Source organism: Bacillus sp. es.034 (assembly GCF_002563655.1).
Lineage (GTDB): Bacteria > Bacillota > Bacilli > Bacillales > Bacillaceae_B > Rossellomorea.
Map to the genome: position 1 here is coordinate 2,211,857 of NZ_PDIY01000001.1, position 15,320 is coordinate 2,227,176.

Below are 15,320 nucleotides of genomic sequence, written 5' to 3' on the forward strand. Positions count from 1 at the left end.
GTGGAATACATCTCGTGAATTCTAAAGTATTAAAAACGTTGGAGTTTGATAAAATCAAAGAATTATTAAAGCAATTTGCTGCATCTGCCCTTGGTCATGGAAGGGTTTCCTCCCTCATGCCGTCGGTCGATTATGAAGAAATCACCGCTCTTCATGAAGAGACGGATGAAGCCATGACGATTCTCAGATTGAAAGGTCATGCTCCGCTTGGCGGGATTTTTGATATACGCCCTCACGTGAAGCGTGCCCAAATCGGCGGTATGCTTTCGCCGTCTGAATTCGTCCAGGTGGCAAGTACGATCCGGGCTAGTCGGAAGCTGACCCTTTTTGTAGAGGAGCTCTTGGAGGAAGAAGTGGATATTCCCCTTTTACAAGGTAAGATGGGAACTGTCATCCCGCTTCCTCATTTAGAGCAGGATATACGTAAAGTGGTGGATGACAACGGTGAAATACTGGACACAGCGAGTGAAGCGCTCCGTACAATCCGCACGCAGCTCCGTGCCAACGAAGGGCGGATCCGGGAGAAGCTTGAGCGGATGATCCGTTCGTCCAACGCACAGAAAATGTTATCCGATGCGATCATCACCATCCGGAATGATCGGTACGTCATCCCGGTCAAACAGGAGTACAGGGGTCAATATGGCGGGATCATCCATGACCAATCTTCTTCGGGACAGACGTTATTCATCGAGCCTGAAGCAATTGTACAGCTGAATAATCAGCTGCGTGAGCTCCGGTTGAAAGAGCAGACGGAAATCGAAAAGATTCTCCAGGAGCTGTCTGAAAGTGTACAGGAATCGGGAGAAGAACTGCTTCTGATTGTCAACGTCCTGTCAGACGTGGATTTCATGTTTACAAAAGCGAAATTCGGGCGATCGATCAAAGGGTCAAAGCCGACGATCAATAATGAACGCCGGGTGAAGCTGAATAAAGCACGTCATCCCCTCTTGCCCATCGATGAGGCAGTGGCGAATGATATCGAACTCGGGAATGAATTTTCTTCCATCGTCATCACCGGTCCGAATACTGGGGGTAAAACCGTCACGTTGAAAACACTGGGTTTAACAAGCTTGATGGCACAGGCCGGTCTTCCGATCCCGGCACTTGATGGTTCCGAAGTTGGTGTATTCCGCACGATTTACGCTGACATAGGGGATGAGCAATCGATTGAACAAAGCTTGAGTACCTTCTCCTCCCATATGGTGAACATTGTCGACATCCTGAAAAAGGTCGATCATGAGAGTCTAGTGCTGTTCGATGAGCTTGGTGCCGGTACGGATCCTCAGGAAGGGGCGGCATTGGCGATTTCCATCCTTGATGAAGTCCATGGAACTGGGGCGAGGGTCATAGCGACCACTCATTATCCCGAGTTGAAGGCGTATGGGTACAATCGTGAAGGAGTCGTGAATGCCAGTGTGGAATTTAATGTAGAGACATTAAGTCCTACGTATAAGCTATTGCTTGGGGTACCTGGAAGAAGTAATGCCTTTGACATTTCCAAACGTCTTGGATTGTCAGATGGTGTCATCCAACGGGCGAAGTCCCATATCGGTACCGATAGCAAAGAAGTCGAGAATATGATCGCTTCACTTGAAGACAACAGACGCCAGGGTGAACGGGAGCTCGAGGAAGCCCATGAGCTGTTGAGACAGGCTGAGAAGATGCATAAAGACATGCAGAAGCAAATGATGGAGTATTACGAGAAGAAGGATACCCTTTACGAAAAGGCACAGCAAAAAGCCAGTGAGGTTGTTGAAAAAGCGAAGGCGGAAGCTGAGCAGGTCATCAAGGATCTCAGGAAAATGCAGCAGGAAAAATCAGCCCAGATCAAAGAGCATGAATTGATCCAGGCGAAAAAGCAGCTTGAAGATGCAACTCCTAAGCTGAAAACGGGTCAAAAGAAGAAAGCGGCTGGATCCCAGCATGAATTGAAGGCCGGGGACGAAGTCAAAGTACTCACCTTCGATCAAAAGGGTCATTTGGTCGAGCGGGTATCGGCGAAGGAATGGCAGGTCCAGATGGGCATCATGAAGATGAAAGTGAAGGAATCGGATCTTGAATTCATTCAATCCCAACAAAAGGTCGAAACGAAACCCCTCGCCACGGTGAAAGGGAAAGATTTTCATGTCAGCCTTGAACTTGACTTGCGGGGAGAGCGTTTTGAAAATGCCCTATCGAGGGTTGAGAAGTACATTGATGACGCGCTGCTTGCAGGCTACCCACGCGTTTCCATCATCCACGGAAAAGGGACGGGGGCTTTAAGACAGGGAGTACAGGAGTACTTGAAGAATCACCGGTCGGTCAAGAGCATCCGTTTCGGGGATGCAGGCGAAGGTGGAACGGGCGTAACGGTCGTTCAATTTAAATAACAAGGTAAAGGGAGCTTTACGATGGAGAACTTTTGGGAAAATGAATTTGTTCAGACAGCGGGGAATTACAGTGTGGTCATACTTTGTCTGGTGTTGTTCTTAGCGATCTTTGAACTGGTGACAAAGTATCGGAACTGGGAAGAAATCAAAAAAGGAAATATGGCCGTGGCCATGGCAACGGGAGGGAAAATATTCGGGATTGCGAATATTTTCCGTCATTCCATCAGTCATAACGATACCATCCTCACGACGATTGGTTGGGGTGTGTTTGGCTTTTTCCTGCTGTTGATCGGGTATTTCATTTATGAATTCCTGACACCGAAATTCAGGATCGATGAGGAAATTGAAAATGATAACCGGGCGGTAGGCTTCATTTCACTGGTCATTTCAGTCGGATTATCCTATGTCATAGGAGCCGGTATATCGTAAGGAGAGGGAATATGGAAACATTGGCGAAAGTTCTGCTCACCCTGTGCGGCGGCTTTATAGTCGTCGGCATCATCTATATGCTGTTCTTTACTTGACTGGGGACACTCAGGGGGAAAACGTAATCCCAAAATAATAATATTGTACAAACAGACTGTCATATGGTTGAATAGGCAGTCTTTTTTCTTTTGAAAAAAGTTCTGTAAGAAAGGTCAAGCTTCATGGATAGGAAGAAAGTATGGTCGGCACTTATTTCAAATTGTAACTGAAGTCCCCTTATATTATAATAATGAATAGAATAAATTTTCTAACTATTCAGAAGGAGGGATTACCATGAACCAGCCATGGCTTGCTGAATACCCGGCAGAAATACCAAAGGAACTCAACCTTGTTGAAAAACCTTTGCAGTCCTATTTGACCGAAGCCGCTTCTCTGTATGGAGATAAAGAAGCGATTCATTTCATGGGCAGGGAGATTGGATACAAGGAACTATTCGAATCGGCTCTCAAATTCGCCGGCTATCTTAAGACACTCGGGATCAATAAAGGCGATCGGGTGGCGATTATGCTTCCCAATACCCCTCAATCCGTCATCGCCTATTACGGCATCCTTTATGCAGGCGGAGTGGTGGTACAAACCAATCCATTATATATGGAAAGGGAAATCGAATATCAAATGAAAGACTCCGGAGCCAAGGTGATCCTGACATTGGACATTCTGTATCCAAGAGTATCAAAAGTGATGAAAAACACCGACCTTGAGCACATCATTGTAACCGCTATCAAAGATTATCTTCCTTTCCCTAAGAATCTCATTTACCCATTCATCCAGAAGAAACAATATGGTATCGTCGTGAAGGTGGACCATAGAGGTCAGAATCATTTATTCACGGAAATCATGAAAACGTCGGTAGCTGAAGCGATACCCCAGGAAGAATTTGATTTTGAAAATGATCTGGCCCTGCTTCAATACACAGGCGGTACGACAGGTTTTCCTAAAGGCGTCATGCTGACCCATAAGAATCTGGTAGCCAATGCCTCCATGTGCGATGCCTGGCTGTATAAGTGTACAAAAGGGGAAGAAAGAATGCTCGGGATCCTGCCATTCTTTCATGTGTATGGCATGACTGCCGTGCTGATTCTCTCCGTCATGCAGGGATATAAGATGATCCTGCTTCCTAAATTTGATGCAGAAACAACATTGAAGACGATACAGAAACTGAAGCCCACCCTGTTTCCAGGAGCGCCGACGATCTATATCGGACTCTTGAATCACCCGGATTTAAAGAAATATGACTTATCATCCATCGATTCATGTCTCAGTGGAAGTGCGCCATTACCGGTTGAGGTGCAGCAGCAATTCGAGGAAGTCACAGGCGGAAAGCTCGTCGAAGGATACGGATTGACCGAATCATCCCCCGTCACTCATTCCAATTTCCTTTGGGATAAAGCGAGGATAAAGGGAAGCATCGGTGTGCCATGGCCGGGTACGGACAGTGCCGTCTTCTCAATGGAAACGGGAGAACCCCTGCCGCCGAATGAGATGGGTGAAATCGTCGTCAAGGGTCCACAGGTGATGAAAGGATACTGGAACCGGCCTGAGGAAACGGAACAAACGTTAAAGGACGGATGGCTGTTGACGGGAGATATAGGCTATATGGATGAAAAGGGCTATTTTTATGTAGTGGATCGTAAGAAGGATATGATCATTGCCGGCGGCTTTAATATCTATCCCCGGGAAATTGAAGAAGTCCTCTACGAACATCCAGCTATTCAGGAAGTTGTCGCAGCAGGGGTGCCTGATCCGTATAGAGGGGAAACCGTCAAGGCATACGTTGTCTTGAAAGAAGGAGAATCCCTGACCGAAGAGGAACTGAATGAATATTCCCGTAAATACCTGGCTGCCTATAAAGTGCCGAGGATTTATGAATTCAGGAAGGAATTGCCTAAAACAGCTGTCGGGAAAATCCTCAGAAGGGCCCTCGTGGATGAGGAGCGGAAAAAGATCGAGGATGAACAGAAAACAAGTTAGGCCGTCACCCACTTGAGCTTTTTCTTTTTGATTGGAAGTGGGACAAGGATCCCTTCTTGACAATCAATGAGAAACCTTTTATTATTGAAATATGAATGAATGGTCATTCATATTTTGTTAAGGCAGGTCTAAACTTATGAAACGAAATAAACCAAAATACATGCAAATAATCGATGCTGCTGTTATTGTAATAGCGGAAAATGGGTACCATCAGGCACAGGTGTCAAAGATTGCCAAACAGGCAGGGGTGGCTGACGGAACCATCTATCTTTATTTTAAAAACAAAGAAGATATCCTGATTTCGTTGTTTAAAGAAAAAATGGTTCTCTTTGTCGAAAAAATTGAAGAAGTTATTGCAGGAAAACAGACAGTTTCAGAGAAATTATTAGTGATGATTGAAAATCATTGTAGGATACTGTCGGATGATCATCATCTCGCCATCGTCACACAATTGGAGCTTAGACAGTCGAATAAAGATATCCGATTGAAGATCAATGATGTGTTAAAGGGCTATCTGGAACTGGTCGATAAGATCCTGATCAGCGGGATCGAATCAGGCGAGTTCTCAAGTGATCTGAATGTTCGCCTCGCCCGCCAAATGATCTTTGGTACACTGGATGAAATGGCGACAACATGGGTAATGAACGATCAGAAATACGACTTAGTCGAACAAGTCCCTGCTATTCATAAGCTATTGCTTCATGGATGCGGAGGCAGGAATTAAACTAGTTTAGGGGGATTAGAGATGGAAAGTTTATCATGGGTCTTAGAGGGACAGGTTGCAACCGTCCTGATTCAAAGACCTCCCGCAAATGCACTCGCAAGTGGACTCATCAAGGAAATCGACGCGGTTCTTGATGAACTTGAAACCAATTCGGATGTCCGGGTGATCTTACTGAAAGGTGAGGGACGCTTCTTCTCGGCTGGTGCCGATATCAAGGAATTCACGACGATCGAAAGTGGCGAAGAATTCTCCAAGCTCGCGAAAAAAGGCCAGGACGTCTTTGAACGTATGGAGAATTTCCCGAAACCGATCATTGCAGCCATTCATGGAGCCGCTTTAGGCGGTGGATTGGAACTTGCAATGGGTTGTCACATCCGTTTGGTGAGTGAAAATGCCAAACTGGGCTTACCGGAGCTTCAACTCGGGCTGGTTCCCGGATTTGCAGGTTCCCAGCGCCTTCCGAAGCTTGTTGGACGGGCGAAAGCAGCTGAAATGCTGTTGACGAGTGAGCCGATCAGCGGAACCGAAGCCGTTCAATGGGGGCTTGCCAATAAGGCATATCCTGAAGACGAGCTTTTCGATAAGGCGAAAGAAATGGCCGATAAGATTGCGAAGAAGAGCCCGGGAGCCATGAAGGCTGCCATTGAACTATTAAGTTATACAAAAGACGACCGGTTCTATGAAGGTGTTATGAGAGAATCGGATCTGTTTGGTGAAGTATTTGTGTCCGCGGATGCCAAAGAAGGTATTTCGGCGTTCGTTGAAAAGAGAGAACCACACTTTAAAGGCTAGAATACATTCTAGTAATATAGTAAACTCTTATTGAAGGGCAGTGTTGAATATCGATGCTGCCCATTCAAAGGGGCTAAATTGTCGAAATCTTTTTAAGGGAAAGAATGTTTACATTATTAGGAGGGACTTACGAATGAACATCTATGTACTTTTGAAAAGAACGTTTGATACTGAGGAGAAAATTTCGATCCAAAACGGTCAAATTGCCGAAGACGGAGCTGAATTTATCATAAATCCTTACGATGAATATGCAGTCGAAGAAGCAATCCAAGTCCGTGATGCGCATGGCGGCGAAGTGACAGTGGTAACTGTCGGCGGGGAAGAAAGCGAAAAGCAATTGAGAACGGCTTTAGCAATGGGTGCTGATAAAGCAGTCCTTATCAATACAGAGGATGATCTTGATCATGGAGATCAATTCACAACAGCCAAGATCCTTGCTCACTATTTAAAAGAGCAGGAAGTAGATTTGATTCTTGCAGGTAATGTAGCCATCGACGGTGGATCTGGACAAGTCGGGCCACGTGTGGCAGAACAGCTTGATATTCCTTATGTAACGACGATCACGAAATTGGAAATCGATGGTGAAACGGTAACGGTCACGCGTGACGTTGAAGGGGATTCAGAGGTCATCGAAACGTCTCTTCCACTATTAGTGACGGCTCAACAAGGATTGAACGAACCTCGTTACCCATCCCTTCCAGGAATCATGAAGGCAAAGAAGAAGCCTTTGGATGAAGTGGAATTGGACGATATCGATTTAGACGAAGGTGATGTAGAAGCGAAGACCAAGACAATTGAAATCTACCTTCCACCGAAGAAGGAAGCCGGTAAAGTATTAGAAGGCGAATTGGACGCTCAAGTATCAGAGCTTGTTTCCCTTCTTCGCAATGAAGCGAAAGTTATATAAGCGAGAGTCACAGAAATAACTAACATTCAGGGGGTATTTTAACATGGCGAGAAAAGTATTAGTACTTGGAGAAGTTCGGGACGGATCATTACGTAATGTTTCCTTTGAAGCGATTGCGGCAGGTAAGACAGTATCGGAAGGCGGAGAAGTTGTCGGCGTTTTAATCGGCAAAAGTGTAAGCGCTTTAGGCGATGAAATGATCCAGTATGGTGCCGATAAAGTAGTGGTTGTGGAAGATGATAAGCTGGAACAATATACGTCAGATGGCTATTCACAGGCCATCCTGTCAGTCATCGATGAAGAGAAGCCTGAGGGAATCATCTTCGGTCATACGGCACTTGGAAAAGACCTGTCTCCTAAAGTGGCAAGCAAGCTCAGCACAGGATTGATTTCCGATGCAACGGATCTTGAAGAAGCAGGCGGTAACCTCGTCTTCACAAGACCGATCTACTCAGGGAAAGCATTTGAAAAGAAAATCGTGACTGACGGAGTGATCTTCGCGACGATCCGTCCTAACAACATCGAGCCTTTGGCGAAGGATGAGTCACGTACAGGAGAGGTTACATCCCTTTCTGTCGATATTAAAGATCTGCGTACCATCATTAAAGAAGTCGTCCGCAAAGCGAGCGAAGGGGTGGATCTATCTGAAGCGAAAGTCATCATCGCCGGCGGACGCGGAGTGAAGAGTGAAGATGGATTCAATCCACTCAAGGAACTTGCCGACGTCCTTGGCGGAGCTGTCGGAGCTTCCCGTGGAGCATGTGACGCTGACTACTGCGACTACTCATTGCAAATTGGTCAAACAGGTAAAGTCGTAACGCCTGATCTGTATATTGCATGTGGTATTTCAGGAGCTATCCAGCATTTAGCAGGTATGTCCAACTCCAAGGTCATCGTGGCGATCAATAAAGATCCTGAAGCGAATATCTTTAACGTAGCGGATTACGGAATCGTTGGAGACCTGTTCGAAGTGGTACCGATGCTGACGGAAGAATTCAAGAAATTAAAAGTATCTTCTTCTTAATCCCTTCATACGTTTACAGGAACGATTAAGGGGTAATAGAATAATATGAATACAAATAAGGACGTAGCTGAATCACGGGCTGCGCCTTGTTTTTTCTCCCGGGGTATATTCCCTATTCAAACGGGAATATTACCTACGAGCAGAAAGATAGCATCCATAAAAAAACGGTGATATACTTACGTTACATTAAAAGATTTTAGGAGGCAAATATATATGGCTATTACACATGCTACTGATCAATCATTCACAACTGATACAAACTCTGGACTGGTACTTGCAGATTTCTGGGCTCCTTGGTGTGGACCTTGTAAAATGATCGCTCCCGTACTGGAAGAGCTTGATAGCGAAATGGGCGACAAAGTGAAGATCGTCAAAGTCGACGTTGATGAAAACCAGGAAACAGCAGGTAAATACGGGGTTATGAGTATCCCGACTTTAGTTGTCCTTAAAGACGGCGAAGTGGTTGACAAAGTAATCGGTTTCCAACCTAAGGAAGCACTTGCTGAACTATTAAACAAACACGTGTAAGAAATGGTGATGAAAGACCGGGGCTGAAGTTCAGCTCCGGTTTTTTTGTATGCCTAACATAAAAGTACCACACCAAACCCCCAATTTATTGCAATGACCACCCCTAAATTCTTCACCATCATTAAAACTTTCAAAAAACTCGTTGACTATGAGAATCGTTCTCGATATAATTTAAATGGAATTGAAAATCATTATCAATTAAGTCGGAGGTTTATACATATGAGAAAGAGAGATTTAACGAAGATTTTTGCAGCATTCTTATTAACAGGTTCTGTTTTGTCGGGTTGTGGAACAGATGAGAAGACCAGTGAAGACAAATCGTCTGCTTCAAACGATTCAAAACAGGTTAAAAAAGAAGATGAAGCGGAACAAGCAGACATTGATTTCTCTGCCTCATTTGAAGAAGCAAAGGCTGAACTTTCAAAAGCGAAAGAAGACAAAGAAGTCGATTATGATAAAGTGACGTCCATTTATAAGGAAGACTTACAGGAGCTTGTGCAAAAACGTGATCAGGAAACGGAAGGGAAAGTGGATGAACATATTTCCACAGCTCTTGAAGCAGGTAAGGATGGTTCCCTTGATCAAGTCGTGGTAGCACAGATATTTGATAAATTAATGCAAAAAGTATTTTATACATCGATAAAGCATGAATTTACGGAAGTAGCGGAAAACTGGGGAAATAAAGAAGAAGTGAACGAGGAAATAGAAGAAGCAAAAGAATTCTATGCCATTTTAGAGCCGACAGTTCAAAAGCGTGACCAAGCTTATGACACGAAAATGATTGATGCGATAAATGGTGGATTCAGTGAAATGGAGAAGGCGGTTGAAGAGGATAATGAGCTCGGCTTCCAATTAGGGAAACAAGTCGTGGATAAGACGCTCATGAAGACATTTTATCTTGCTGCAGGTGCCCTTCCGAACGGCTATGCCATGAAGGCGTCTGAAGAAGCGAAGGAAAATCCCGAAGCTGCAAAAGCCGAGCAAGCAGAAGGTTGGGCTTTCTACCAATCTCTTGATAGCTATCTATCAGGGAATGCCCCGGAAGAAGCAGAAATGATCAACACACAATTTGATCTGCAAACAGATGTGACATCCATCGACCCTGAAGCAGTGAACCATGCATTTGTTCGCGGTTTCTCTAAAATCGCCATACACGAATATGAGGAAAGTGGAGAGAACTGGGGCGAAGACAAGGCAGCCATCACAGCCTTGGAAGGTGCACTGTTCATTGATCTTATCTCATCAGACCTGAAGAGTCTTATGGGTGAAGAAGAATATCAATCTCTCTCAAGCGATGCTCAAAGCTACTTAGAAGCTGTTAAGTCACAGGATAAAGAGAAAGCAGAAACGCTCAGAACGAACATTCAAAACGTATTGAATGATGTGGTGGCGAAAGCGAATCTATAGTTTATTGGGTTGACCCGTGCGTAAAGTCCATCCTTCAAGTTCTGCTTGGGGGATGGTGCTTTTTGCACATTGGGGTCAACCCTTTTTCACTTTCTCACTTATGTGAGGTACAATATAGAAATGATTAAATCGTAATGTACGAGGTGTAAGGAATTGAAGATTATTGTTACAGGAGGGGCCGGGTTCATCGGATCCCATCTATCCAGAAAGCTCATTGAAGAGAAACACGAGCTGTTGATCGTAGACAGCTTTCATCCCTATTATTCACCTGAAAGAAAAAAGAGGCAGTTGTCCTTTGTGAGGGAAATGGGTTCATTTCGCTTCGTCCAAAAGGATTTACTACTGGATGAACAGGAATTACAAGAAGTATTCCATGATTTTAAAGCCGATTGTGTCGTCCATCTGGCGGCGATTCCAGGCGTTTCCCATTCCTTGCGTGTCCCGAATGAATATGTCGATTATGACATCAAAGCGACGATCAACACGCTGCGGATGGCGGGGGAGAGCGGCATCCGTAAATTTGTCTTCGCTTCTTCTTCCTCCGTCTATGGAAATACCGATCACAAGCCATCTAAAGAAGATGACGCAACGGGTGAGGTAGTATCTCCTTATGCCGCTGCAAAGTACAGTGCCGAATCGTTCTGTAAAGCCTATGCGTCCATTTATGGAATGGACTTGACGATCCTTCGTTTCTTTACGGTCTATGGGCCATGGGGCAGACCCGACATGGCGATCTATTCTTTCATCAAAAAGCTCATGGATGGTGGGGAAATTCCGATATATGGACTGGAGAATAAGAGGGACTATACGTACATAGATGATATTGTGGATGGTACATACAAGGCAATCAGAAGTGAAGAGTCGGGAACGTTTAACCTCGGGAATGGTTCGCCGATTTCAATGGAGAGATTGGTAAATGAACTGAGAACACACTTCCCTTCCCTTAATCTTCGCGTCACGGATAGAAGAGTAGGGGATGTGACATCTACCTGTGCAGATAGTAGGAAGGCAAAAGAAACCCTTGGCTATTCTCCTTCCGTCTCCTTTGAAGAAGGAATAAAAAGAACGGTTCAATGGATGAAAAAACATGAACAAAACGTTCTATAAGTTCGCAAAGAATGCTGTTAGATTCGTATTAATGGGTCTTTTCTTCATCCTGGTCGGCTTCTATTTTGACAAAGAGTTTATGATGGAAGCCATCGGGCAGATGCTAAAGCATCCATTTATCCTGCTCAGTGTTTTGGGAATCTATTTTTTATCCTTTTTACTGAAAGGGATGGCGTGGAAAATCTACCTGAATGAACATGTGCGATTATCAAGCTGTTTAATCGGTTTGTTTTACAGCTTGTTGTTTAATCATCTGTTTCCATTGAAGGTAGGAGACGGGCTGCGGGTTATGGTGATGAATCAGCGTGAAAAGCAAATCAGTGTAGCACGTTCGTTTCATTCTGTATTCGTTTTGCGAGTGATGGATATTTTATTTCTCATGATTCTGGCAGGGATCGGCCTGCTGATTATTCCGCTGCCACTAAAACTGCCAGGTTTATACTCGATTGGATTGGTCGGGTGTGCCGTATTGATAGGGGTACTTCTCCTCAGGTATGTCGCTTCCGACTTTCTCTCAGGGCAGCTCAGTATGCTGAAAACTGCCTTATCAGGGGGCAGGGGGCTCATGGTCATCACCCTTGTATTCTTGAGCTGGATATTGGAAGGGGCCATTCTTTACGGCGTGTCCATGGTCATGCTTGAACCCCTATCTATGGGGAAAGCGGTTTGGGTCAACAGTGTGACGATCATCGGCCAGTTATTTCAATTTGCCCCTGGAGGAATTGGTACGTATGAATCGGTCATGAGCTATACATTGCTTTCTGCCGGTATCCCACTTGGCATAGGTCTTTCCATGGCGATCGTGAGCCATGGGTTAAAGTTTATATTTTCCTTTATAGTAGGAGGAATCGTAATTGCTGTATCTCCGGTTTCCTTCAAAAATGTGAAACGTTGGAGCAGGATGAAAGGATGAATGAAATTGAAGAGCGCATCAAAATTTGAAAAAACGGCGGCCAGATGCTGGAACCTGCTGAATGAAGGGAGACCATTCACCCCTATTTTCGTAATAGGGACCATGACTCTCTTTCATTTACAGGGGCTGCAGCAAGGGGAATGGTTTCCGTTCCTCATAAGCTTGCTGTTTACCTTACCTCTATTTATTTTGTATTTCTATTATGATTTTCCGTTATTCCTGAGGAACTATTTATGGATTCCGGTCATCGGATATCTGTTATTCTTTGAATCACCCAATTTATCTCTGTGGGGATTCGGGATTGGTCTTTATTTCTTTTTCACCGTCTTTTTCTGGGGGACATTTTATTACCATCTCCGGATCGGGACGGATTGGCTGAATTTCACCCGATTTTGGAAACTGGTGTTGAAGAACAGTGACTCAACGAGCGGAAATGCCCAGGAACAGCTACCGAAATTCCTGCTGCTGTTAGCGGTGTGGGATGGAATGATGACGAATCTTGCCACCGGAGAACTGCTACCGGCCACTCATTATTTCGTATTTTGCGGTGCTGTATTCGCTTTAGCGTTCATTCTGCATCATTTCCTTTTTGACTGGAAGCCGAAGCAGTACGACTCCTTTACAACCGGTGAAGCGATGGATGAAGAGCTGACAAATGAAAAAGTGGTTGTCATCGTGATCGACGGGATGAGAAAAGAACGCTTCTATGAAGCGAATACGCCGTATCTTGATAGATTGATGGAACAGGGGACCGAGTATTTGAATATGGAAACCGTCTATCCTGCAAGAACGGTTGTCTGCTTTTCGTCCATGTTCACCGGTACGTATCCTAAGGAACACGGCATGAAATCCAATATGGTCTGGAAGCTCGGGATCAAGGTGGAAAGCATCTTTGATTCTTTACGGAAAGTAGGGAAAAAAGGGAAGATGCTGGGGATTGCCCACCTGGTGGATTCCTTCGGTAAAGATGTCGAAACAGTGACTGCCGTGATGCATAAAGACAAAGCAGATCGAAATATTATCAATAAAGCGAAAGTCATCATGGAAGAACAGGACCCTGACTTATTCATTGTCCAATTGATCGGTACAGATCAAATCGGGCACAGCAGGGGAGTCTTATATGATGAATACATCGAAAAGATTGAAGAGGCGGATCGCCTGATAAGAGAATACGTCGAGTGGCTCGAAACGGAAGGAAAGATGGAGAACACGACCCTTATGATATGTGCGGATCACGGACAGGCAGATGGAATCGGGGGACATGGTCATCTCGATGAAGGGGAAAGATACGTTCCATTCTTCATGGTCGGCCCCGGGATCAAACAGGGAGAGAAAGTACAGGAGAAACACAGTCTCGTTTCCATGGCCCCTACCATCGCCCATTTATTAGGGGCGCCATTTCCGAGTCACAGCAGGGGACCTGTCCTCAACGAGGCGTTAAAGGAGCGTTGGAAGCAACATGAATAAACAGAAAGTCATCGTATTTATGCCGGCCCATAATGAAGAAGAGTCCATCGGGGATGTCATTAAGCGGGTGCCCCGCTCCTTCCACCCCTCTGTAGATGTGGAAGTATTGGTCATCAATGACGGGTCTACGGATCGAACGGTTGAAGTGGCGAAAAGGGCAGGTGCCGATCATATCATTACATTTGAGAATAATCGGGGACTCGGGGCCGCGGTTCGAGAAGGACTGCGCGCATCCTTTGATCTCCATGCTCATATCGGGGTCATGATTGATGCGGATGGAGAATACCCACCTGAACAAATACCCGAGCTATTGGAGCCGATTTTTAAAGGGGAAGCGGATTATACGATGGGTTCAAGGTTCTTGGGTACCATCAATGGAATGAAGCTTCACCGCCGATTGGGGAACTATTGTTTTACCCTTCTTCAATGCGTTCTCTTAAGAAAGTGGATCTACGACGGGCAGTCAGGTATGAGGGCATTCTCGAGGCAGGCCATGGAACATGCCGAAATCATTCATGATTACAACTACGCTCAAGTGTTAACCCTGAACCTAGTCCGTAAAGGATTTCGGGTGAAGGAAATCCCGATTTTGTATTATGTGAGGACGACGGGCCGGTCCTTCATCAAATTCAAGTCCTATATGTCATCTGTTCTTCCCGCCATTTTTCAAGAGATGAAGAAACCGGTGGAGAAAGTATATGTGGAAGAACAGGCCCATTACATCCCTTCAGATGAAGGAACGAACCATTTTACATAAAACCACACCATTCGCAAAAAATAAGTACTCCGGCTTCTATGCTTGAGTACTTATTTTTTATTATTGACAATACGAATGATAATCATTATCATTGAAAACAGGAGGGAATCATACATGAAAAAATCGTTCATAACCACGGTACTACTGTTTTTATTAGGAAATTTCATGCTGTCTTCACAGGCATCCGCCTATTCATACGGTGACCCAAGTGAGGAGAAGATAGCAGAAGCGTATAAAGAAATCATGATCAAGCTTGATGAAGACCCTCCGAATTATTCAGAGTCCAAAAAGATTTATGAAACGGTTCAAGAAGAAGTAGATCAGCATATGGGTGAAGAACCTTCGAAGATCATCCTTCAGAACCTTGATAACAAAGAAAAAGAAAAGGCTATTGAAAATCTGGATGAACTGCTTGTCCTCAATATTGCCAGAAGACTTGAAAGCATTGATAAAAACTTTTCGGAATATGATACGAGTAAGCGATTACTCGCAAAAGGATTTGCTACATATAAAACGTTATCCCCGAAAGTAGAAGGGGAAAACCCTGAATTGGATCAAAAGATCAGGACTGAATTCGATCAAGCGCTGGAATCCCTCGGGAACCCGGGACTGTTCGGAGTCGGAACCAAGGAATCCGATCAGGACACGTTTAAAGAAAGTAAAACGTTCATAGTGGATTCGCTGCAAAAAGAATTTGACATTAAAAGCCTTGAAGTCGGACATTTTTCCGAAAGTGCCACAGAGGAATCAAGCGGCAAACAGGAGTGGACGGATGTTTCCAACCTGAAGAACTGGATACCCATCATCATTATCGTCGGGGTTCTGGCTGCAGCGATTGTATACGCCGTCAGAAAACGTAAATAAGGTC

The 15,320-nt window shown here is 44.8% G+C and carries 14 protein-coding genes; all 14 read left to right on the forward strand.

All coding sequences use genetic code 11. The features are described from left to right. Positions 1-14 precede the first annotated feature (14 nt). On the forward strand, positions 15-2,369 hold the full coding sequence (locus tag ATG71_RS11240) for an endonuclease MutS2 (protein WP_098439679.1): 2,355 nt from the start codon (positions 15-17) through the stop codon (positions 2,367-2,369). A gap of 21 nt (positions 2,370-2,390) precedes the next feature. After that, positions 2,391-2,798: a DUF350 domain-containing protein gene (locus ATG71_RS11245; protein WP_098439680.1), complete on the forward strand. Its 408-nt coding sequence runs from the start codon at positions 2,391-2,393 to the stop codon at positions 2,796-2,798. 330 nt (positions 2,799-3,128) lie between these two features. Further along, on the forward strand, positions 3,129-4,826 hold the full coding sequence (locus ATG71_RS11255) for an AMP-binding protein (RefSeq protein ID WP_483295306.1): 1,698 nt from the start codon (positions 3,129-3,131) through the stop codon (positions 4,824-4,826). Positions 4,827-4,962: 136 nt separating this feature from the next. Then, positions 4,963-5,550, forward strand: coding sequence for a fatty acid metabolism transcriptional regulator FadR (locus ATG71_RS11260; protein ID WP_098439682.1), 588 nt, complete (start codon positions 4,963-4,965; stop codon positions 5,548-5,550). Between the two features lie 21 nt (positions 5,551-5,571). Further along, entirely contained in the window at positions 5,572-6,342 is a 771-nt protein-coding gene (locus tag ATG71_RS11265; protein ID WP_098439683.1) for an enoyl-CoA hydratase, read from the forward strand. 133 nt (positions 6,343-6,475) lie between these two features. Further along, the gene (locus ATG71_RS11270) at positions 6,476-7,249 is read left to right on the forward strand and encodes an electron transfer flavoprotein subunit beta/FixA family protein (RefSeq protein WP_098439684.1); all 774 of its coding nucleotides are present in this window, start codon (positions 6,476-6,478) and stop codon (positions 7,247-7,249) included. 43 nt (positions 7,250-7,292) lie between these two features. After that, positions 7,293-8,273: an electron transfer flavoprotein subunit alpha/FixB family protein gene (locus ATG71_RS11275; RefSeq protein WP_098439685.1), complete on the forward strand. Its 981-nt coding sequence runs from the start codon at positions 7,293-7,295 to the stop codon at positions 8,271-8,273. 213 nt (positions 8,274-8,486) lie between these two features. Further along, entirely contained in the window at positions 8,487-8,801 is a 315-nt protein-coding gene (gene trxA, locus ATG71_RS11280; protein ID WP_034757073.1) for a thioredoxin, read from the forward strand. 219 nt (positions 8,802-9,020) lie between these two features. After that, the gene (locus tag ATG71_RS11285) at positions 9,021-10,208 is read left to right on the forward strand and encodes a hypothetical protein (protein ID WP_098439686.1); all 1,188 of its coding nucleotides are present in this window, start codon (positions 9,021-9,023) and stop codon (positions 10,206-10,208) included. A gap of 153 nt (positions 10,209-10,361) precedes the next feature. Continuing rightward, on the forward strand, positions 10,362-11,315 hold the full coding sequence (locus tag ATG71_RS11290; protein ID WP_098439687.1) for an NAD-dependent epimerase/dehydratase family protein: 954 nt from the start codon (positions 10,362-10,364) through the stop codon (positions 11,313-11,315). After that, entirely contained in the window at positions 11,296-12,228 is a 933-nt protein-coding gene (locus ATG71_RS11295) for a lysylphosphatidylglycerol synthase transmembrane domain-containing protein (protein WP_098439688.1), read from the forward strand. Before ATG71_RS11290 ends, ATG71_RS11295 begins: the two co-directional genes overlap by 20 nt. Before the next feature lie 6 nt (positions 12,229-12,234). Then, positions 12,235-13,695: an alkaline phosphatase family protein gene (locus tag ATG71_RS11300; protein ID WP_098441799.1), complete on the forward strand. Its 1,461-nt coding sequence runs from the start codon at positions 12,235-12,237 to the stop codon at positions 13,693-13,695. Then, entirely contained in the window at positions 13,688-14,452 is a 765-nt protein-coding gene (locus ATG71_RS11305) for a glycosyltransferase family 2 protein (protein WP_098439689.1), read from the forward strand. Before ATG71_RS11300 ends, ATG71_RS11305 begins: the two co-directional genes overlap by 8 nt. A gap of 114 nt (positions 14,453-14,566) precedes the next feature. Beyond that, entirely contained in the window at positions 14,567-15,316 is a 750-nt protein-coding gene (locus tag ATG71_RS11310; RefSeq protein ID WP_098439690.1) for a hypothetical protein, read from the forward strand. Positions 15,317-15,320: the final 4 nt, after the last annotated feature.